Source organism: Streptosporangium sp. NPDC050148 (genome assembly GCF_055586505.1).
Genome location: NZ_JBVJIA010000001.1, coordinates 212,591 through 230,746 on the forward strand (window position 1 = coordinate 212,591; position 18,156 = coordinate 230,746).

The following is an 18,156-nucleotide window of genomic DNA, read 5'->3' on the forward strand; positions in this document are numbered from 1 at the left end:
AAGTACATCACCCAGCAGGTCGGCTGTCAGAGACGGAGTCTCACCTGGTTCCGGAGCCGAGTCTGTCGACGCGGTCGGCCGAGCGGCAACTTCCGTTCTTTGCTTCCTTTGAGGTCGAGAGTGACCTCGCTGAGGAAGACGACATACGTGAGTGACCAACTGGGTGACAACGACCCCGGACGGGGGCGGACAACGGTGGAAGGTCGTGGGCCGTACGCCCAGGCCAGGACCGGTATCGGCCCTGGTCGCGCCCCCGCTCGGAGTTCCCGCTGTGCCGAACGCGTCCGCTGGACGTGACCCCCTGTGCGGACCTGTCAGACGGGTACCGTGGTCAAAAGGCTTTCCAGCCCCTTGAAGTCGGCTTCGTTTCGCGTGTAGAGCGGTAGGCCTCGGGCGGAGGCCACTGCTGCGATCATCAGATCCATCCGGCGAGGCCGGGGATCGCGATCGGCGGCGATGGTGAGGGCTACCAGGGTTCCGTAGCGAGCGGCGGCGTCACCGTCGAAGGGCAGCGGGTCGAAATCGGCGACGGCCGCTCCCAGCTTTTCCATGCGCGCGGCTCTGGTTCCGGCATCTTTGGCCATGGCGACGCCTTGGTGAAGCTCGGCGAGAGTGATCGCGGTGATCTCGGGAACGGTCGGCAACCGTGCTGGATCGATCAGACCCAGATCGATGTACGTGCAGGTGTCGAGCACTCCCGACTCGTCGCGACTAAGCATGGTCACGCTCCCAGGGATCGTCGTCACCGCCGACGCGATCTTCCGTGCCGAAGAACTCGTCGGCCTCCTGGCGCATGAGGTGGTGGTTCACGGGGGGTAGCCGGCGGTGGCGGGCAACCAGCTCTTCCGCGGTCAGGCGCCGCCGCCGGGGCAACGGTCGCAGCTCGGCGACCTCGGTGCCGTTGCGAGTGATGTGATAGATCTCGCCCGCCTCCACCGCGTCCATGACGGCTGCGGAGTTGTTGCGAAACTCACGCTGAGTAATCGTCTTCATATATAACAATGTAGCCCCCTGTGTCTCAGGGTGCTACATGAAGGGAGTGACGCCTTCGTCGGTGGATCCAGGATCGCTCACGGGACGATCGTGTTGCTCACGGTTTTCCGTAAGACAAAGCAGCATGATCAGCGGCAGATCGACAGGGCGGTCCGGGCGTAGAAAATTTGTGAACGCGACCACCATGGGCCGGTGGCCGAGATCTATAAGAGGCAGGCGTGATGGCTGGTCGTCACACTCGCTGGGTGCGGCCTGAAGCCTCGGTCGAGGATCCCGAACGGATCATGATTCGAGAGGCGTCGGCCTTCGGTAGGGCTTTGTGCGACCGGTGTGGCGCGCTTGGACTGACCGTGGCGGAGTTGGCCGCGCGTGCGGGCATGACCGAGGATGAGATCGAGTGCATCGAGGAAGGTGGGACCGCGTCGGCGGTCGCCTTGCTGCGGCATCTGGCCGCGGCGCTGAACGCCGATGTTCGTCTTGCCTCTGGTCACGATCTGGGTTCGGTCTGGTTCGAGCCACGCGGCCTGATCGATGGACGATGGTCACCCGGTGTGTAGGAATCTCACTCGCTGTTGGTGTTCTGTGGGACATCAAGATCATCCCTGATGGCAGAACGCGTAGAGAGCACGAGTGCTGGGTCACTATCTGGGTGACGACGATTCCGGACGGGGCTGTACAACCATGGACGGCCACGGACCGTACGCCCAGCTCAGGGCTGATGTCGGCCCAGGTCAGGCCCCCGCCCAGTCCTCCAGCCGTAGAGGATGATGGCTGCCGAAGCCCTGGTCGTGGTTGTACATCCGCATCGCCGCCTAACACGGCAAACGCGAAGACCAAGCTCAGACAAACTGAGTCGTTTGTCGCGACGTGTCATGACACCGTATGTGACATGAACGAGCGCAGCCCCCACCGGTTCTCCGATCGCGGCGACCCCCGACAGTACCTGCGTGCGACCCGGGTCTTGGTGCGCTGCCCGCGCTGTGCGGACTGCGCTGTGATGAGTGGCGGTCGTGTGAGCTGTCTGTCCTGTGGATACGCCAAGGAGGCGCCCGGGGCCGGTTGGCCGGGCCGAATCACGATTTATGCCAGCGGGCGGTGTGGCAGCTGCGGTCGTGACATCCACCGCCGCAGCTCACGCTCGAGTGGGCCACCACCATCGCCGATGCTGGTGAGATGTACCGGCTGCCGGACAGTGACCAGCCTCCCCCTGCGCTGGTGGCCCGCGAATCGGTCAGACGAGGCGTGCTATGCCGGACTCGAGCTGTGGCTGCAGACGCCATGCAGAAATCACGTGCTGTGGGCCTATGACGCCGAGCATCTGGATTTTCTGGAGCGATATGTCCGCGCATTCATCCGTGAGCGGGAACCTAACCGCAACGGAAGCCTGGCCAGCCGGCTTCCGGCATGGTTGAAGGACGCCAAGAACCGTGACCTGGTTCTTACCCGCTGCGCCACCCTCCGTGTCCGCCTGCACCAGGTATCCCGCTACAAGTTGGACGTCGGTCGACGTCAGGTCACCGACAGCGACCTTATGCCTTGAACCATCACCATCTACAAGGGTCGGCCATCCGCAACCTCAAGGAGCTGAGACCCGGATCCAGCGGGCGCAGCGAGGTGCGGCTGCTCTTCGTTCTCGACCCCTGGCGTTGTCCTCCTGGTCGCCGGAGACAAGTCCGGCGACCAGGAGTGGTTGGTATGACGTGGCGATCAAAGCAGCACAGGTGCGTTTTGCCCGATACCTCAGAGAGAGGGAGCAATGAGCGATCAGGCGGTGACATGGGAGGAACTACGTGCTGAGCTTGTCCGGCCCGGCGATGAGCAAGAGGTCGCCCAGTTCCGCGATGGGCTCGTAGCTCGCCGGCGTGCTTACCAACTCGCCGAAGCCAGACGCAAGCTCGGTCTACGCCAGGAGGATGTCGCTCAGGCGATGGGCGTGTCACAGGCTCGCATCTCGCAGATCGAGAGCGGAGTGATCGGCGAAGTTGCCACTCTGGCTGTTCACGTAACGGCGCTCGGAGGTCAGCTCAAGATCGTGGCCGACTTCGGTGATTCGGCCATGGTGCTCGAAACGCCTCGTGGTCGGCGTAAGGGGTGATCATTTCCTGAAAACGGACGGTGGTCAGGCAGGCGGTGGCGGACCCGGGCCGGAGCGCTTCGCCGGACCTGTGGCGTGATCAGCAGCGGGTCAGAGCTCGAGCTCAGGGGCGAAGGCCATGGCCACCCCCGCGTGCGCCGCTTTCCGGGCGAGCGCGGTCCCACGTCGGCGCACCGGTCCGCCAGTCACCGGGGCCGGTTGCCCTTCTTCTTGCGGTCGGTCGGCACGGCCCGGCGAGCGGAGCCCTTCTGTGCGGGTTTCTGGGCCTGCCGCTGTGCCGGTTTCTTCACGGGAGCGGCGGGGGTGGCGGGGGTACGGCCTCGCGAGCTGTTCACCGTCCGGCCGCGGACGATGCCGATGAAATCCTCCACCAGGTCGGTGGTCGCGTCCGCGGGCCAGGCCAACGCGACCTGGGACTGCGGCGCGTCCGGCACCGGCCGGTACGTGAGATCCCTGCGGTGGTGGAGGCGTGCCAGCGACAGCGGGACCAGGAGAAGCCCGGTGCCGGTCGCCACCAGCTCGACCGCCTCCGCCGTCGTGGCCGGACGGGTGAACGCGGGCAGCCCGGGCCTGGTCGCCCATTCGATGACGTCGTCCAGGGGATGGAACACCTCGTCGTCGACGAGGTCGGCGACGAACACCTCGTCGGCGGCGGTCACCGCGTGGTCCTTGGGCACCATGACCACCGTGGTCTCCACGTAGAGGGGGATCACGCTGAGCCCGTCCCGGTCGGCGGGCGGCCTGACGAATCCGGCGTCGGCGCCGCCGTTCCGCAGGAGTTCCACCGCCTCGGCGGCGGGAACCGCGATCAGGGTGATCGGCACGCCGGGCGTTCGCTCGTTCCAGACGCCGACCCATTTCGCGGGTGTCACCCCGGGCACGTAGGCCAGTCGGAACGTCCTGCCGGTCTCTCCATCGGTCACTTCCTCAGGGTACCGATGTCAGGGGAACCCGTTCCGGCTGACTATTCTTGACGCCATGACCTCGCCCAAGCCGAAGAGCGTCCAGACGATGAAGCCCGCGACCGCGGCCAAGAAGCTGGGTGTCCCCCTCTCGGCCACTCCCGCCGAGTTCCAGGCGAGCGTCATCTCCCGGGACGAGCTGAACGAGCTGCAGTCGTCGCCTCCCGCCTGGCTCGCCGACCTGCGCCGCAACGGCCCGCACACCAAGCAGGTCATCGCCGCGAAGCTCAGGATCTCCATCGCGGGCCTGCTCAGGGGCGGGATCACCGGGCCGCTCACCACCGCCGAGATCGAGGCGCTGAAGGCGGAGAACCCGGCGTGGCTGGAGCGCGAGCGGTCCCTGCAGGCCGAGATCCGCAAAGAGGCACTCCGCCCCAAGCAGGGCTGACGGCTGAGGTTCCGCACGTCCCCGGCCCCGGACGCGTCTTCAGGTCGCGTCGCCACCGCCTCCGCCTCGCCGGGTCGACGGAGCGTGCGGACGTCTCCCCTTCCGAAGATCGATGATGAGCACTCCCGGCCGAGGACCAGGGCGGGGGAGTCGTGGGAACCCGCGGGGAGCGCCGAGCCGGACGGCGACCGCCCTGGAAACGGTGGGTCGTACGGGCGGGACCGGGAATTGGGGACGATTCTGAACGGATCCCCTTTTCACTCTCGAACCATGAGTGGAATCCGGAATTCACGGCATATCCCGTTTGTCGGATGGCGTGGGCGAAATTCGCGGTGAGCGGGAGATTCCGTGCTCGCCCTCTGACCGGAGTGGCCGTGACGTCGAAAGCGAGCGATCCCCCTCACCGAGGAGGCGAGGAGGCCCGTTCGGGCCCGTCCGGAACATCGACTCGGCACCGTCCGATGGGGCATAGTGATGCCGCCCGTGAGCATCGGGGAGCGGTCGAGGTCGCGTGGAGGTACGGGTGGAGATCGTCGAGGGTCCCTCGGTCAGCGTCAGGCCGGATCGGCACTGTGCCGGCATCCGGGTGGTCACGCCGTTCCGCGGCATGTTCGCCGTCCGGGACGAGCTCATGGGGGAGCTGTACGAACGGCTCGACGATCGGGGCGTCGGTTTCGGACCCACCTTCTTCCGTCTGCACGTGGTCGACATGGCCGGCTCGATGGACGTCGAGGTCGGCGTCGTCACCGACAAGCCGGTCGAGGGCGACGGCCGGGTCACCCCCGGCCTGCTGCCGGCGGGCCGGTACGCGACGCTGACCTACGTCAACCACGGCCGCCGGGCGAACCGCGCCCTGATCGAGTGGGTACGGGAGCAGGGCCTGACGTTCGACTGCGTGGAGGACCCGGCGGGCGACCGGTTCGGCTGCCGGTACGAGGCCTATCTCACCGACCCCCGGTCCGAGCGGATGAAGACCCGCTGGCGCATCGAGCTGGCCATCCGCCTGGCCGACGAGCCCTCCACGGCGGGTGCCCCATGAGGTGAGAGGCGGTCAGGAGGATCTGCATCGTATCCTCACATCGTCTGCGCTCAACGGTCATAGGCGTCTGTTTTGATTGCGCCGTGGCCGAGCGAAGCGCGTCAGGGGAGAGCGATGCGCTCTGGGCCATGGGGTGCGGGGTCTCGGTGGCCGTCGCGCCGGCGTGTGCGGTGCTGGGAACCTTCGTCGACGCCCTTCTGGTCTCCAGGGCCCACGGATACTGCCTCGACGAGTCCGGTACGGGAGAGGATTTCTTCGGCTTCACCTGGATGGCGGGCAGGCTCATCGTGTTCCCCATCGTCACCGGGGTGTCGCTGCTCGCCTCGTTCCCGATCGTCCTGATCGCCCACCGGGTACGGTTCGCGGACCACGGATGGTGGAAGGCGGTGATGACGGCTTTCGCGGTCCTCGTCTCCATCGCCGGGCCGGTGGCGACGATCGTCCACGACGTCGCCGCCGAAGGGATCACGGGTGACTGTGACCCGCCCTGGTGGCCGTCCTGGCTTCCCTCGTGACGCGGCCCGGGATCGCGACCGCGTCCGCGTCCGCGTCCGCAGGGGGCACGCCGGATGAGAAGACCTCAGGCCGCCGCGACGGCTTCGATCTCCAGCGACCAGGCCTCGTCGTAGATGCCGGTGACGGCGCCCGTGGCGGGTCGCGGTATCGTCGGCGCTCCCGATCCCTGTGAAGAGTTCCCGATCCCTGTGAAGACCCGCGTCGCTCCCGGACGTCCGGTCCCTGAGTCGTGAGTCGTGAGGCCGTGCGCGGTAAGGCCGTGAGTCGTGCGTGGTGAGGCCGGCAGCCGTGCGCGGTGAGCCGGATGCCCGGAAGGAGAAGACGAGTGGTGGACAGGCCCGTGCGGTACATCTCCCCCGAGGAGGACAGTGCCCGGTGGGACGGGTTCCCGTTCCGGCGGGGCGACATCGTGATCAGCACGCGTTCGAAGAGCGGTACGACGTGGATGCAGATGATCTGCGCGCTCCTGGTCTTCCGGACCCCTGAGCCGCCCCGGCCGCTGTCGGAGACGTCGCCGTGGCTGGACCACCTGGTCGTCCCGAAGGACGAGGTGTACGCGCGGCTGGAGGCTCAGCGGCACCGCAGGTTCATCAAGACGCACACACCGCTCGACGGGATCCCGATCGACGAGCGGGCCACCTACATCGTCGTGGCCCGCCACCCGCTCGACATGGCCGTGTCCCTCTACCACCAGAGCGACAACCTCGACCGCGAACGCATCCGCGTGCTCACGAACGGGCCGGAGCCGTCCGCGCCGCCACGGCCGAGGCCGCCGTTGCGCGAATGGCTGCTGAGCTGGGTGGAGCAGGACGTCTCGCCCATGGAGGAGATGGACTCCCTGCCGGGGGTGATGTGGCATCTGTCGGACGCCTGGGCACGCCGGGTCCGGCAGCCGAACGTCCTCCTGGTGCACTACGACGATCTGCTGGGTGATCTGGACGGTCAGATGCGCGGGCTCGCCCGGTCACTGGGCATCGAGGTGCCACCGGAGGACTGGCCGGCGCTGGTGAGGGCCGCGACCTTCGCCAGCATGCGGTCCCGTGCCGCCGAGCTCGCCCCCGATCCCGTCGGGATCCTCAAGGACACCACCGCCTTCTTCCGACGCGGTACGTCCGGGGCGGGCCGCGAGACGCTCACCGGCGACGAGCTGCGCCGCTACCACGAGCGGGCGGCCCGGCTGGCCCCGCCGGATCTCCTGGAGTGGCTGCACCGCTCCTGACCTCCCCGGCCGGTCGTCCGGAGAAATCCCGGAGCGGCCCGTAGTGGAGCGCCCTTCCCGTTCGTCATGCAGGTGACGAGGACGACGAGGACGACTGAGGACGTCAAGGAGAGGAGAGCACCCATGGACACGGTCACCGGTACGCAGGTGGCGGTCACCCTGCCCGTCCCCATACCGCGCGAGCGGATGTGGGACACGGTCACCGCGGTGGACAGGACCGCGGAGTGGAGCCCGGAGGTCATCGGCGGAGGCTGGTGCGACGGCGCCCGGGGACCGGTCGCGGGGGCCCGGTTCATCGGCCGCAACCGGTTTCCCGGAGGGCATGAGAGCATGGTGACCTGCGTGGTCGTCGAGGCGGAGCGGCCGGGCGTCTTCGCGTGGGCCGTTCTCGACGACACCGGCCGGATCAGCTCGACGTGGCGCTACGAGCTGCGTGAGGGGGACGAGCCGGGGAGCACCGTGGTCCATCACTCGTTCACCCACGGCCCCGGCGCCAGCGATCCCCGCCGGAGGGCCGGGACCGATCCGCGGGTGCTCGGCGACCGCCTGGTCACCCTGTGCCAGAACATGATCACCACGATCGCCGCGATGACCACCGCCGATTCCGCGACAGGAGCGACCCGATGAAGTACCTGATGCTGGTGTGCACCGACCCGACGTACACGCCCGGCCAGGACGACGACGTCCCGGACGTGCGGGACTGGGTCGCGGAGATGGACGGCAAGGGGGTCCGGCTGATGGGCAACCGCGTCCGGCCGACCGGCGACGCGACCACGGTCCGCGTCCGCGACCGCGAGGTGCTGCTGACCGACGGCCCGTACGCGGAGACCAAGGACCAGATCGCCGGGTTCGACGTCCTGGAATGCGCCGACCTCGACGAGGCCATCGACGTCGCGTCCAGGCACCCGATGGCGTGGAACGGGATGATCGAGCTGCGCCCGTTCTGGCCCGACGACGAGGACTAGGGGACCGGCGAGGCGATCACGACGGGCGGCACGGGTGACGGATCCGCTGAAGGACCGGATCGCCGGGATCTACGCCGACGGCTGGAGCCGGATCGTGGCCACCATGATCCGGTTCACCGGCGGTGACTGGGACCTGGCCGAGGAGTGCGCGCAGGACGCGTTCGCGCAGGCACTCCGGCGGTGGCCGGAATCAGGCGTACCGGACCAACCCCTGGCGTGGCTGACCACCACGGCGCGCAACCGCGCCATCGACCGGATGCGCCGCGCGTCGACCGAGACGGCGAAGCTGCGGAAGGCGGCCGCGTTGGACCTGGAACCACCGCCCTACCCGAGCGACGGCGAGATCCCCGACGAGCGCCTGGAGCTCATGTTCACCTGCTGCCATCCGTCGCTGGGCCTCGACGCCCAGGTGGCGCTGACCCTGCGGAGCCTGGCCGGCATGAGCACCGCCGAGATCGCGCGGGCGTTCCTGGTGCCGGAACGCACCATGGGCCAGCGCCTCTTCCGGGCGAAACAGAAGGTCGCGCACGCGGGCATCCCGTTCCGGGTGCCGCCCGCGCACCTGCTGCCCGACCGCCTTCCCGCCGTGCTGCACGTGCTCTACCTGCTGTTCAACGAAGGGTACGGGGACCCGGGCAAGGCCCGGCTGTGCCGTGAGGCCATCCGGCTGGCACGGGTGGTGACGGAGCTGATGCCCGACGAGCCCGAGGCGCAGGGCATGCTCGCGCTGATGCTGCTGCACGACGCCCGGCGGGCGGCGCGCACGGACGCGTCCGGCGACGTGGTCACCCTGGCCGAGCAGGACCGCTCGCTGTGGGATCGGGAACGGATCGCGGAGGGCGCCGCGATCTGCGAACGGGCGCTGCGCCGGCGCCGGGCCGGGCCGTTCCAGCTCCAGGCGGCCATCGCGGCGTGCCACGCCACCGCGGAGGTCGCCGACCGGACGGACTGGCCGCAGATCGTCGGGCTGTACACGCACCTGGCGCGCATCGCGCCGAGCCCGGTCGTGGATCTGAACCGCGCCGTGGCGATCGGCATGGCCGACGGTCCGGAGGTGGCGCTGGCGCTGGTCGAGGAGATCGCCGGGAGCGGGCGGCTCGACGGCTACCACCTGCTGCACGCCACCCGCGCCGACCTGCTGCGACGCCTCGGCCGTACGGGGGAGGCGGCCGACGCCTACCGGGCGGCGCTCGACCTCGCGCCGACCGACGCCGAGCGCCGCTTCCTGCGGGACCGGCTGCGGGCGCACTGACGGTGTATCCGGGCCCGCGCCGTCCGCGACCGCGTCCGTGACGGGGTTCACGGCCGGGTTCACGATCCGTTCCGCGACCGGCTCCGCGACCGGCTCCGCGACCGGCTCCGCGACCGGCTCCGCGACCGGGTCCGCAGCCGGGTTCGCGATCCGGTCCGCGGCCGGGTCCGTGACCGTCCCGCAGGTCCGCGTCGTCGTGGACGTCGTACGGCCGCCCGGCGGGACAGGCCGGGCGGCCGCACGAGGATCACGAGGGCGTACGGGGATCAGACGGGGTCGAGGTACCAGATCTGGTTGCCGGCGACGATGCCGAGGCCGGAGTCGGTGTTGCCGGTGATGGTCTGCTGGTCGAGGGTGGTGCCGCTGCCGGGCGGCAGGTCGAGCACCTTACCGCTGTGGCGGTTGACCAGGTAGAACGTCCCGTCGGCGACCCGTTTGAGGGTCCACTGCTGGCTGTTGGCGCTGCCGCAGGTCGCCTGCCTGATCTGGACGCCGTTGGACGTGCTCGCCGAGACGAGGTCCAGGCACTTGGAGCTGTTGACGTTCATCAGCTTCCAGTACGACCCGGTGGCCTGGAGCTGCCAGCGCTGGCTGGTGGCACCGGACGGCGCGTTGTGCGTGACCAGCGCGCCGGACGCGGTCGAGCCGCCCGCGGGCTCGGCGTTGTCACGGCTGCCCAGGCCCCGCAGGTGGTAGACGCTGTTGTTGACCGGCGCGATGCCCGTGACCTGGTTGAACACCCACTTCTGGTTGGCCGCGCCGGTGTAGGTCTCCTGGGTGACGGGCGCCGGGTAGGCACCGCCCGCGGTCAGGGCCAGCCCGGACAGCCAGTCGAAGATCGCGAACGTGTTCCCGCCGGTCGGCAGGTAGGCGAAGCGCATGCCGTCCTGGCCGGCGCAGGCGTACTGCAGCAGGGTCGTGCCGGGTGTGGTGCCGCTGTAGGCGCTGTCGGCGCACAGGCGGCTGCCGACGTTGATGAACTGCAGGCCGGTCGTGTAGCCCATCAGCCACTTCTGACCGGGGGTGTCGACGCGGGCGCGCTGGCTCAGCTCGGTCAGCGGCGCGGTGGAGGCGCCGATGGGTTCCAGCGCGCCTCCGGTGGACGTGTTCGTGATGACGTAGGTGTTGCCGACCTTGGGGTGCGGGTCGCTGTCGGCGGTGCCGCCCGCGATGAGGTAGGCGCTGTTGGCGGTGTTCCAGTGGGTGGCCAGGTAGCTCCCGGCGGCGGGGGCGGCGTTGTAGTAGTCGTCCCGGTTGCAGTCGGGCAGCCGGTAGTCGTTCCACTGCAGGCAGCTCCACGAGGGCGTGCCGCCGTAGCACATGAGGTCCCACTGGTCGAGGCAGTGCCAGCTGCCGTCGGAGTGGGGCGCGCTGAGCTGCACCGCTCCGAAGGTGTGTCCCAGCTCGTGGGCGATGGCGTTCGCGCCGAAACAGCCCGGGATGGCGTCCACGCGGGCGTAGGCGCGGCCGTTGTTGAGGTTGGCGGCCCCGGTCGTCAGGTCGTCGCCCTGGATCTCACCCATGCCGCAGATCGCGGTGGCCTCGGTGAGCAGGAGGTAGTGGCGGTCGTTGCTGGTGTAGCCGAGGGCCTGCACGGCGCTCACGCTGGAGTAGAAGTCGACCAGCGAACCGGCGGGGACCACCAGGTTGCGCACGACGGCGGCGCAGCCGCCGGACACGGCCGTGGTGACGTACCGGATGTGCCTGCTGCGGTTGGAGGTGGCCGCGGCGTCGTTGAACGCGTCATCGGCGTTGGCCAGCCAGGCGCGGAACATGGGCAGGAACTGCGTGTAGCGGTTCGGCATCGTCGCCTCGCGCACGTACAGGACCTCGACCCGCTTGCCGCTGGTGCCGTCGCCGTCGCAGGCCACCACCTGCGGGCTCACCTTCGCCTCGACCTGGCTCTTCGCGAGGGCCTCGGGGCCGACGCGCTGGCCGATCTTGGCGCCGGGGAAGACGTCGGACACGACGTGGGGACGGTCCTTGCCGGGTGGTGGTTCGGCGGCCGACGCCGCCTGGGGTGAGGCGACCAGACCGGCCGCGATGAGGAACCACGCGGCGGCCAGGGAGAGGTTGCGCCTGAGCTGCATTCCGATGAACTCCGATCGGTACGGATACGTCCTATACGGACGACTCATCGGCAATGATCACATTATAAATATACAAATATGTTGGTTTGTAATATATGTCACAAAGCGTTGACTTCAGTAAGCGATGAATGTGTGGTCGGGACGTAATTACTTCCTGTAACCACTGCAGTGAACATGAATATTCATGTTTTAAGACGGTGGTCATATTTAGAGGCACGTGAATCATCCTTTATTCCGTTTTCTTTCGTCGGAAATGTGGTTATCGCATGTCCGCGCGCGCTTTTCGGTCATCGTCCTGCCGGCCGGAAGCCGGTCGCCGCGTTCAGGCCGGCAAGGGCCCGGCCTTCCGAAGGCCCGCCCGTCCCCGGCGCGCCCGGCGCTACCATCGACGGATGCTCGAGCCACCGGGAAGGAGCCGGGTCCCGCGGTGGTCACGACGGGTGCTCGCCGTCGCGGTCGGCCTCTGCGCGCTGGTGGGGATGGTGCGGCTGGTCGCGCCCGCCACCGCGGGGACGACCGGCGAGCCGCCCGGGGTGCGGCGGCAGCTGACGTTCCTGCGCTCGGCGCTGGACGCGGGCGCCGGGGACGAGGCGCAGCGGCTGTTCCCCGAGGGCTACTTCTTCCTGCACGCCCTGTACGGCCTGGCCTGGGTGGAGCTGGGGATGCGCGAACCGGCCGGTGAGCGGTCGGCGGCGCTGCGGGAGGCACGCTGGGCGCTCGGGCGGCTGGAGTCGCCGTCCGGCCGCGCCCCGTTCAGCCCGGACCTCACCCCGCCGTACGGTGTCTTCCACCGCGGCTGGAGCAACTGGCTGCGCGGCGGGGTGCTGAGCCTGCAACCGGCCGGGCGGCGCGATCCGGCCGAGTCGCGCCGGTTCGCCGACGACTCCGCCGCCCTCGCCGGTGCGTTCGGCGCCTCGGCGTCACCGTACCTGGAGGCCTACCCGGGACAGGCGTGGCCGGTCGACTCGACCGTGGCGATGGCGTCGCTGCGGCTGCACGACACGCTGCTGCCGCCTCGGTACGCCGGCACGGTAGAGCGGTGGCTGGAGGGGGTGCGGCGCAGGCTCGACCCGCGTACCGGGCTGGTCCCGCACCGGGTCGATCCCGGCACCGGAGAGCCCGCCGAGGTGGCCAGGGGCACCTCGCAGAGCGTCGTCCACCGGTTCCTGCCCGACATCGACCCGGCCTTCGCCGCCGAGCAGTACCTGCGCTTCCGTGACCGGTACGTCGCCTTCCCGCTCGGCCTGGGACCTGCGGTCCGGGAGTACCCCGAGGGCATGGACGGCCCGGCCGACGTCGACTCCGGCCCGCTCCCGCTGGGGGTGAGCCTGTCGGCGACCGTGGTCACCCTCGGTGCGGCCCAGGTCCACGGTGACGCGCCGCTCGCCGGGGCACTGGCCGGGTACGGCGAGCTGGCGGGCCTGCCGGTCGACACCCCGTGGACCAAGCGCTACGCCTTCGGCCTGCTCCCGGCCGGTGACGCGTTCCTCGCCTGGTCGAAGACGGCGCGGCCGTGGGTGGCGCGGCCACCGGGCCCGCCCCCGGCGAGCGTCTCGCGGTGGTGGCGGCTGCCGCTGCTGACGGTACTGGCCGCGATCGGCGTCGCGCCGTGGCTGCCCGCCCTGGTACGGCGCCACCGGCGCCACCGGCGCCTCCGTACCGGCCTGCGCGACTGACGTCGAAGCGATGTCCTCACGCCACCGGGCCCGGTGGGGTCAGCGGGCCGTCTCCGTCCGGCCTTCGCGGGCCGCCAGCGCGAGCACGTCGGCGACCGACCACTGGTCGTAGGCGTGCTCGCCGTACCTGCACGCGAGCACCCGCCCGTCCGGAGCGATCAGGAAGTCGGCGGGGAGCCCGAGCCGCCCGCCGTTCACCCGGCGGGACGGTGCGCGCTCCCGCCCGAGGGCGATCGTCCACAGGCCGCGCGCGACGGCCCGGACGATCGCTCCCCAGGCCCGGGGGTCGAGCAGCGAGCGCGGGGACGACTCCACCCCGAACTCCGCGTACAGCCTCTTGTCCGGGTCGGCGAGGACGGCGAACGGCAGGCCGTCGACGTGCGCGGCCAGCTCCTCGGCCGGGGAGTGGAACACCACCACCTCGCGGACGCCCGCGGCCTCGATCCCGGCGTGCCCCGTGACGAAGGAGCGCAGGTGCAGGTTGCAGATCGGGCAACCGGCGAAACGCCGGAACTGCAGATGGACCAGGCGCGAGCGGTCCGGGACGGAGACCACGGGGCCGGTGACGGAGGGCAGCTCGCGAACGGGGACGACGGTGCCGGGCTGGAGGCGCATGGGGACTCCCCTATAGGTGTACGACATACGCTTACCATTGTAGGCGTATGCCGTACACTTTCAGCCGTCATGCCCCGACCGCGTTCGCTCACCCAGGACCAGATCGCCGAGGCCGCCCTCGCCGTCATCGACCGCGACGGCCTCCCCGCGCTGTCGATGCGCGCGGTCGCCGCCGAACTCGGCATGAGCACGATGGCGCTCTACCGGTACGTCGACGACCGCCAGGAGCTGGAAGGGCTCGTGGTCGAGCTGGTGCTCGGCGGCGTCGACCTGTCACCGCCGTCCGGCACGTCGTGGCGCGAACGGATCGCGGTGCTGGTCGCCCGGATGCGCGACCACGTGGGGGCGCACCCGGGCGCCGTACCGCTGACGATGACCCACCGGCACCGCTCCCTGGGGATACTGCGCTGGTCGGAGGCGGTGCTCGGCGTCCTGGCCGAGGCGGGCGTCGAGGGCAGGGAGCGGGTCGTCGCGCTGCGCGGCCTGCTGAGCTACACGATCGGCGCGATCCAGCTGGAGCACCTGGCCTCCCTCTCGGGCACTGGCACGACCGCCCTGGCCGGGCTGCCCCGCGCGGAGTTCCCGTACACGGCCGAGACCGCGGGGCACGCGCGGCTCGTCGACGCCGACGAGGAGTTCCACGGGGGCCTCGACCTCCTGTTGCGCGGGATACGCGGCACCTGATCGGCACCCGCCGCGGCCGTGCGCGGCCGGTACGGCGCCCATGGCGCCCGTGTACCCGTGCACGACCGTGCCGTGCCCCGTGCGCGGGCCGGTGCCGTGGCCGCGCACGGGGTCGTGCTCGGGTCGTGCTCGGGTCGTGCGAGGGGTCGGCCCGTCCCGGGACGGTGGGCGTGCCTCAGAACAGCAGGCGTACCGCGGCGAGCAGGGTGAGGCCCAGCGTGATCCTCTCGAACAGGGTCCGGTCGATGCGGTCGATGACGGCACGGCCGGCGGCGGCTCCGGCCAGGACGACCGGGGCGCCCAGCGCGGCGAAGAGCAGGGTGGAGGGGGTGATCAGGCCGAGCGCGACGCTGAACGGCACCTTGAAGGCGTTGACGGTCAGGAAGAACCAGGCGCCGGTGCCCAGGAGACCCAGCACGGGCAGCCCCGCCGCCAGGAGGTAGATCGACATGACGGGCCCCGCGGCGTTGGCCGTCATGGTGGCGAAACCGGCCAGCACGCCCGCGAACGCGGCCACCGAGCGGTGGTGCACGAGCGAGTCCTCCGGCGCCCGGCGCCGGTTCCACAGGTGCACGACCACGATCATCAGCAGGATCGCCCCGAGCAGCCGCCTCATCTGCGTGTCGTCGACCTGGCGCACCACCCCGGCACCGATCACCACGCCCAGGGCGACCCAGGGGAAGAGCCTGATCAGCCGGGGCCAGTCGGCGTGGCGCCGGTAGGAGACCACGGCGGCCAGGTCGCCGACCAGCAGCAGGGGCAGCAGCATGCCGGTGGACTGCCGGGTCGGCAGCACCAGCGCGAACAGGGCGATCCCCACCGTACCGGCGCCGGAGACTCCGGTCTTGGAGAAGCCCACCAGGAACAGGGCCCCGGCCAGCACGACCCACTGGAGGGCGTCGAGGGAGGGCATCAGCCGTGCCGGTGGGAGGGGGAGGAGACGCGCGTGGCGGGAGAGGTCACAGAAGACGGTACATGATGTGCAGGCCCACGAAGCCCCTGGTCGGATGCTCGAAGCCCTCCGGCAGGGTGGCCATCACCTCGAACCCCAGCGAGGTCCACAGGGCGACCGCCCGGGTGTTGGTCTCCACGACCGCGTTGAACTGCATCGCCCGATATCCCTGGGCGCGTGCCCATTCCAGCGCGTACTCGCCCAGGGCCCTTCCGACGCCGCGCCCGGAGTGGCCGGGGTCGACCATGAAGCTCGCGCTGGAGATGTGCGAGGCCCCGCCCATGTGGTTGGGGTTCATCTTGGCGCTGCCCACCACGGTCCCGGCGGCGTCGACGGCGACGACCGTGTGTCCCGGAGGGCTCAGCAGCCACATCTCGCGGGCCCGCTCCCGGCCGGTGTCACGGTCCCAGGTGAAGGTCTCGCCCGCCGCGACGATCCCGCTCAGGAAGGACCAGATCGCGGGCCAGTCGTCCGCGGTGGCCGCTCTGATCAGCATCCGGCCAGCATCGCCGTCCCGGCCCGCGCACCGCAAACCCTTTTCCCGCCCTCCCGGCCCGCCCGGGGTCCTAGCCGGAGAACCTCTCGGCGCGGTCCCGGGCCCATCGCGCGGCCTCGGCCGCCTGGGCGCCGGTGACGGGCGCGCCGGGTATCCGGCTCAGGCGCTCCACCTGATCGGCGTAGCGCAGGTGCTCCCGGTGGGCGTGTTCCCGGCAGGGCAGGCAGGTGACGCTCTCCGGACGCGCGGAGGTCATCGCGTAGGGCACCTGGAGGCCGCAACCGGTGGTGACGACGCTCGGCGCGTCGGGCACGAGCCCCAGCAACGACACGATCACGTTGCGGAAGCCGGCACCGGCCTGCACCGCGTCGTGGGGGACGTGGATGTGCGGGTCGGTCCGGCTCATCTGCGCCCACCCCTTCGTCCGGGTCGTCCCGAACCAGGCTAACGCGCGGACGGCGTCCCGGTCGTGTCCGATGCCGGCCACGATCCGCGCCGGTGGGAGCACGGCGTCCCGCGCCGGTGGGAGCACGGCGTCATCCGGCCGCCGGCGACGGCGGGCTCACCCGCGCGGCGCGCAGGTGACGTCCCTGGCGGGCAGGGGGCCGCCGCGCAGGTAGTCGTTGACGGCCCGGTCCACGCACGCCACCGGCCGGAGCCCGCCGAGCGCGCGCCCGTAGACGCCGTGGGCGCGGATGTCCGCCGTCACCAGTCGCGAGGAGGTGAGCCTGCGGTGCAGCGCGAGGGCACCGTCGTAGGGGACGTTGTTGTCCCTGCGGGCCTGCACCATCAGCACGGGCACGTCGTTGCGGATCGAGGTTCCCGGTTCACGCGGCTGGACCTCCCAGAACGCGCACGGGGCGATCATGCCGTTGACGAACGGGGCGAACACGGGCTGGGTGGCGCGGCCGCGCACGATGTTGCGCCAGTACGTCTCCGGGTCCTTCGGCCAGCCTCCGGCGGGCCAGCCGCCGTCGCCGCACATGAACAGCGCCCCGCCCACCATGCCGTCCGCCAGCTCGGGCGAGCCGAGCAGCCCGAGCAGCCCGGTCAGGTCCGGGCCGGGCTCGACCGGCTTTCCCGCGGAGATGCCGGCCAGGTCGCGTACGACGTTCGCCAGGGTCGCGTCGTGCTCCCGGTTCTGGAGCAACTGCCTCACCACCAGCCGCAGCACGGGGGCGTCGAGGCGCGTCCCGCCGACGGGGACCGGCTTCCTCTCGGCGCGGTCGAGCAGGCCGCGGACCACCGCGCGCACCTGGGAGCTCGTACGGCCGAGCCGATACCCGCCGTGCCGGGCCACCCACCCGGCCCACTCGTCCAGCGCCTTCTCCAGCGGTTCACCGGTCCGCCGGAACAGCTCGTACTGCGTGGCGGCCGGGTCGGTGGAGGAGTCGATGACCATGCGGTCGGCCCGGCCGGGGAACATCTGCGTGTAGACCGCGCCCAGGTCGGCGCCGTAGGAGACGCCGTAGTAGGACAGCCTGCGCTCACGCAGGACGCTCCGGATCACGTCCATGTCCCGGGCGACGTTGCGGGTGGAGGCGTGGGGGAGCAGCCGCGCGTTGTCCCCGTGGTCCACGCAGCGCCGAGCCGTGTCACGCGCGGACCGTACCGATGCCTCGAAGTCCCTGCGGGGGGACGTCGACGCCGGCGGGGGGACGGGCCGGGCGGCGGCGCATCTGACAGGTGTGCTCTCCCCCAGGAACCGCGGATCGAAGCCGATCAGGTCGTAGCGGCCCGCCACGTCCTTCAGCGCGGGGCGGAGGGCCAGGGTGTTCGCGAGGCCCGTCCCGCCGGGCCCGCCCGGGTTGGACAGCAGGATGCCGCGCCGCTGGGCCTTGGAGCTCGCCGCGACGCGGGAGATCTCGATCTTGATCGTGGGCCCGCCGGGATCGGCGTGGTCGAGGGGAACGGTCACCTTCGCGCACCGCGCACCCGCCCGGTTCAGCTCCTTGTACCGGGCCGGGCACGGTCGCCACGTAAGACGCTGGTGCTCGTAGGAGACGGAGGACGGGACCCGTGAGTTCGCGACCGCCGCGGGCGTGAATCCCGCCAGCAGGATCGCACCCAGGCCGATCGTCATCGTGAACGTCGCGCGCATCATTTCCCTCGGGTCCGGTGACGGTGTCGTGAGCGACGCTAGGGACGCGCCACGGCTCCGGGCATCGGCCGGACGGCCGATGGCCGCCGCCGTCCGGCCGATACGGACGTCCC

Annotated in this window: 21 protein-coding genes; 12 read left to right on the plus strand and 9 right to left on the minus strand. The window is 70.5% G+C overall.

Annotated features, from left to right (window positions below; genetic code table 11):
* Positions 1–314 precede the first annotated feature (314 nt).
* Positions 315–719 carry a type II toxin-antitoxin system VapC family toxin gene (locus ACZ6RT_RS00910; protein WP_470151648.1) on the minus strand — a complete coding sequence of 135 codons (405 nt, stop codon included), beginning with the start codon at positions 717–719 and terminating at the stop codon, positions 315–317.
* Positions 712–993 carry a type II toxin-antitoxin system Phd/YefM family antitoxin gene (locus ACZ6RT_RS00915; RefSeq protein ID WP_470151650.1) on the minus strand — a complete coding sequence of 94 codons (282 nt, stop codon included), beginning with the start codon at positions 991–993 and terminating at the stop codon, positions 712–714. The genes ACZ6RT_RS00910 and ACZ6RT_RS00915 overlap by 8 nt, the downstream gene beginning before the upstream one ends.
* A gap of 245 nt (positions 994–1,238) precedes the next feature.
* On the opposite strand from ACZ6RT_RS00915, the gene ACZ6RT_RS00920 reads away from it, so the two are divergent.
* From ACZ6RT_RS00920 to ACZ6RT_RS00930, 3 genes are all read left to right on the plus strand, one after another.
* The gene (locus ACZ6RT_RS00920) at positions 1,239–1,550 is read left to right on the plus strand and encodes an XRE family transcriptional regulator (protein ID WP_470151652.1); all 312 of its coding nucleotides are present in this window, start codon (positions 1,239–1,241) and stop codon (positions 1,548–1,550) included.
* A gap of 734 nt (positions 1,551–2,284) precedes the next feature.
* Complete coding sequence (locus ACZ6RT_RS00925) at positions 2,285–2,533, plus strand: hypothetical protein (protein ID WP_470151654.1); 249 nt, start codon at positions 2,285–2,287, stop codon at positions 2,531–2,533.
* Between the two features lie 216 nt (positions 2,534–2,749).
* On the plus strand, positions 2,750–3,088 hold the full coding sequence (locus ACZ6RT_RS00930; RefSeq protein WP_470151656.1) for a helix-turn-helix domain-containing protein: 339 nt from the start codon (positions 2,750–2,752) through the stop codon (positions 3,086–3,088).
* A gap of 185 nt (positions 3,089–3,273) precedes the next feature.
* On the opposite strand, the gene ACZ6RT_RS00935 is transcribed toward ACZ6RT_RS00930, so the two are convergent.
* Positions 3,274–4,011, minus strand: coding sequence for a LysR family substrate-binding domain-containing protein (locus tag ACZ6RT_RS00935; RefSeq protein ID WP_470151658.1), 738 nt, complete (start codon positions 4,009–4,011; stop codon positions 3,274–3,276).
* A gap of 55 nt (positions 4,012–4,066) precedes the next feature.
* Here ACZ6RT_RS00935 and ACZ6RT_RS00940 point away from each other — a divergent pair, with 55 nt between their 5' ends.
* From ACZ6RT_RS00940 to ACZ6RT_RS00970, 7 genes are all read left to right on the plus strand, one after another.
* Positions 4,067–4,438 carry a DUF5997 family protein gene (locus ACZ6RT_RS00940; protein ID WP_470151660.1) on the plus strand — a complete coding sequence of 124 codons (372 nt, stop codon included), beginning with the start codon at positions 4,067–4,069 and terminating at the stop codon, positions 4,436–4,438.
* 523 nt (positions 4,439–4,961) lie between these two features.
* Entirely contained in the window at positions 4,962–5,477 is a 516-nt protein-coding gene (locus tag ACZ6RT_RS00945) for a GyrI-like domain-containing protein (protein WP_470151662.1), read from the plus strand.
* An 83-nt stretch (positions 5,478–5,560) separates the two neighbouring features.
* Positions 5,561–5,992, plus strand: coding sequence for a hypothetical protein (locus ACZ6RT_RS00950; RefSeq protein ID WP_399186976.1), 432 nt, complete (start codon positions 5,561–5,563; stop codon positions 5,990–5,992).
* A 326-nt stretch (positions 5,993–6,318) separates the two neighbouring features.
* Positions 6,319–7,212 (plus strand): sulfotransferase domain-containing protein, encoded by an 894-nt coding sequence (locus ACZ6RT_RS00955; RefSeq protein WP_470151664.1) that lies wholly within the window; start codon positions 6,319–6,321, stop codon positions 7,210–7,212.
* A gap of 123 nt (positions 7,213–7,335) precedes the next feature.
* Positions 7,336–7,839: an SRPBCC family protein gene (locus ACZ6RT_RS00960; protein WP_399186974.1), complete on the plus strand. Its 504-nt coding sequence runs from the start codon at positions 7,336–7,338 to the stop codon at positions 7,837–7,839.
* The gene (locus tag ACZ6RT_RS00965) at positions 7,836–8,177 is read left to right on the plus strand and encodes a YciI family protein (protein ID WP_399186973.1); all 342 of its coding nucleotides are present in this window, start codon (positions 7,836–7,838) and stop codon (positions 8,175–8,177) included. Before ACZ6RT_RS00960 ends, ACZ6RT_RS00965 begins: the two co-directional genes overlap by 4 nt.
* A gap of 34 nt (positions 8,178–8,211) precedes the next feature.
* Entirely contained in the window at positions 8,212–9,429 is a 1,218-nt protein-coding gene (locus ACZ6RT_RS00970; RefSeq protein ID WP_470151667.1) for an RNA polymerase sigma factor, read from the plus strand.
* Positions 9,430–9,695: 266 nt separating this feature from the next.
* On the opposite strand, the gene ACZ6RT_RS00975 is transcribed toward ACZ6RT_RS00970, so the two are convergent.
* Positions 9,696–11,567 carry an RICIN domain-containing protein gene (locus ACZ6RT_RS00975; RefSeq protein WP_470151669.1) on the minus strand — a complete coding sequence of 624 codons (1,872 nt, stop codon included), beginning with the start codon at positions 11,565–11,567 and terminating at the stop codon, positions 9,696–9,698.
* Between the two features lie 344 nt (positions 11,568–11,911).
* On the opposite strand from ACZ6RT_RS00975, the gene ACZ6RT_RS00980 reads away from it, so the two are divergent.
* Complete coding sequence (locus ACZ6RT_RS00980) at positions 11,912–13,195, plus strand: hypothetical protein (protein ID WP_470151671.1); 1,284 nt, start codon at positions 11,912–11,914, stop codon at positions 13,193–13,195.
* Between the two features lie 39 nt (positions 13,196–13,234).
* On the opposite strand, the gene ACZ6RT_RS00985 is transcribed toward ACZ6RT_RS00980, so the two are convergent.
* Positions 13,235–13,810: a peroxiredoxin-like family protein gene (locus ACZ6RT_RS00985; RefSeq protein WP_470151673.1), complete on the minus strand. Its 576-nt coding sequence runs from the start codon at positions 13,808–13,810 to the stop codon at positions 13,235–13,237.
* Positions 13,811–13,879: 69 nt separating this feature from the next.
* Between ACZ6RT_RS00985 and ACZ6RT_RS00990 the strand changes: the two genes are divergently transcribed.
* Entirely contained in the window at positions 13,880–14,494 is a 615-nt protein-coding gene (locus ACZ6RT_RS00990; RefSeq protein WP_399186968.1) for a TetR/AcrR family transcriptional regulator, read from the plus strand.
* Between the two features lie 175 nt (positions 14,495–14,669).
* On the opposite strand, the gene ACZ6RT_RS00995 is transcribed toward ACZ6RT_RS00990, so the two are convergent.
* The 4 genes from ACZ6RT_RS00995 to ACZ6RT_RS01010 form a co-directional block, all read right to left on the minus strand.
* On the minus strand, positions 14,670–15,407 hold the full coding sequence (locus ACZ6RT_RS00995) for a sulfite exporter TauE/SafE family protein (protein ID WP_399186967.1): 738 nt from the start codon (positions 15,405–15,407) through the stop codon (positions 14,670–14,672).
* Between the two features lie 46 nt (positions 15,408–15,453).
* The gene (locus ACZ6RT_RS01000; protein ID WP_399186966.1) at positions 15,454–15,942 is read right to left on the minus strand and encodes a GNAT family N-acetyltransferase; all 489 of its coding nucleotides are present in this window, start codon (positions 15,940–15,942) and stop codon (positions 15,454–15,456) included.
* A 70-nt stretch (positions 15,943–16,012) separates the two neighbouring features.
* A complete protein-coding gene (locus ACZ6RT_RS01005; RefSeq protein WP_399186965.1) occupies positions 16,013–16,348 on the minus strand; it encodes a hypothetical protein in 336 nt (111 codons plus the stop codon).
* A 156-nt stretch (positions 16,349–16,504) separates the two neighbouring features.
* Positions 16,505–18,046 carry an alpha/beta hydrolase gene (locus ACZ6RT_RS01010; RefSeq protein WP_470151676.1) on the minus strand — a complete coding sequence of 514 codons (1,542 nt, stop codon included), beginning with the start codon at positions 18,044–18,046 and terminating at the stop codon, positions 16,505–16,507.
* Positions 18,047–18,156 lie beyond the last annotated feature (110 nt).

Excerpts from the sequence above, each read along its gene's own strand:
- ACZ6RT_RS00930 (WP_470151656.1), top strand. The coding sequence starts at position 2,750 with ATGAGCGATCAGGCGGTGACATGGGAGGAACTACGTGCTGAGCTTGTC.
- ACZ6RT_RS01010 (WP_470151676.1), bottom strand. The coding sequence starts at position 18,046 with ATGATGCGCGCGACGTTCACGATGACGATCGGCCTGGGTGCGATCCTG.
- ACZ6RT_RS00995 (WP_399186967.1), bottom strand. The coding sequence starts at position 15,407 with ATGCCCTCCCTCGACGCCCTCCAGTGGGTCGTGCTGGCCGGGGCCCTG.
- ACZ6RT_RS00940 (WP_470151660.1), top strand. The coding sequence starts at position 4,067 with ATGACCTCGCCCAAGCCGAAGAGCGTCCAGACGATGAAGCCCGCGACC.
- ACZ6RT_RS01000 (WP_399186966.1), bottom strand. The coding sequence starts at position 15,942 with ATGCTGATCAGAGCGGCCACCGCGGACGACTGGCCCGCGATCTGGTCC.
- ACZ6RT_RS00910 (WP_470151648.1), bottom strand. The coding sequence starts at position 719 with ATGCTTAGTCGCGACGAGTCGGGAGTGCTCGACACCTGCACGTACATC.
- ACZ6RT_RS00980 (WP_470151671.1), top strand. The coding sequence starts at position 11,912 with ATGCTCGAGCCACCGGGAAGGAGCCGGGTCCCGCGGTGGTCACGACGG.
- ACZ6RT_RS00985 (WP_470151673.1), bottom strand. The coding sequence starts at position 13,810 with ATGCGCCTCCAGCCCGGCACCGTCGTCCCCGTTCGCGAGCTGCCCTCC.
- ACZ6RT_RS01005 (WP_399186965.1), bottom strand. The coding sequence starts at position 16,348 with ATGAGCCGGACCGACCCGCACATCCACGTCCCCCACGACGCGGTGCAG.
- ACZ6RT_RS00960 (WP_399186974.1), top strand. The coding sequence starts at position 7,336 with ATGGACACGGTCACCGGTACGCAGGTGGCGGTCACCCTGCCCGTCCCC.
- ACZ6RT_RS00975 (WP_470151669.1), bottom strand. The coding sequence starts at position 11,567 with ATGAGTCGTCCGTATAGGACGTATCCGTACCGATCGGAGTTCATCGGA.
- ACZ6RT_RS00990 (WP_399186968.1), top strand. The coding sequence starts at position 13,880 with ATGCCCCGACCGCGTTCGCTCACCCAGGACCAGATCGCCGAGGCCGCC.
- ACZ6RT_RS00915 (WP_470151650.1), bottom strand. The coding sequence starts at position 993 with ATGAAGACGATTACTCAGCGTGAGTTTCGCAACAACTCCGCAGCCGTC.
- ACZ6RT_RS00965 (WP_399186973.1), top strand. The coding sequence starts at position 7,836 with ATGAAGTACCTGATGCTGGTGTGCACCGACCCGACGTACACGCCCGGC.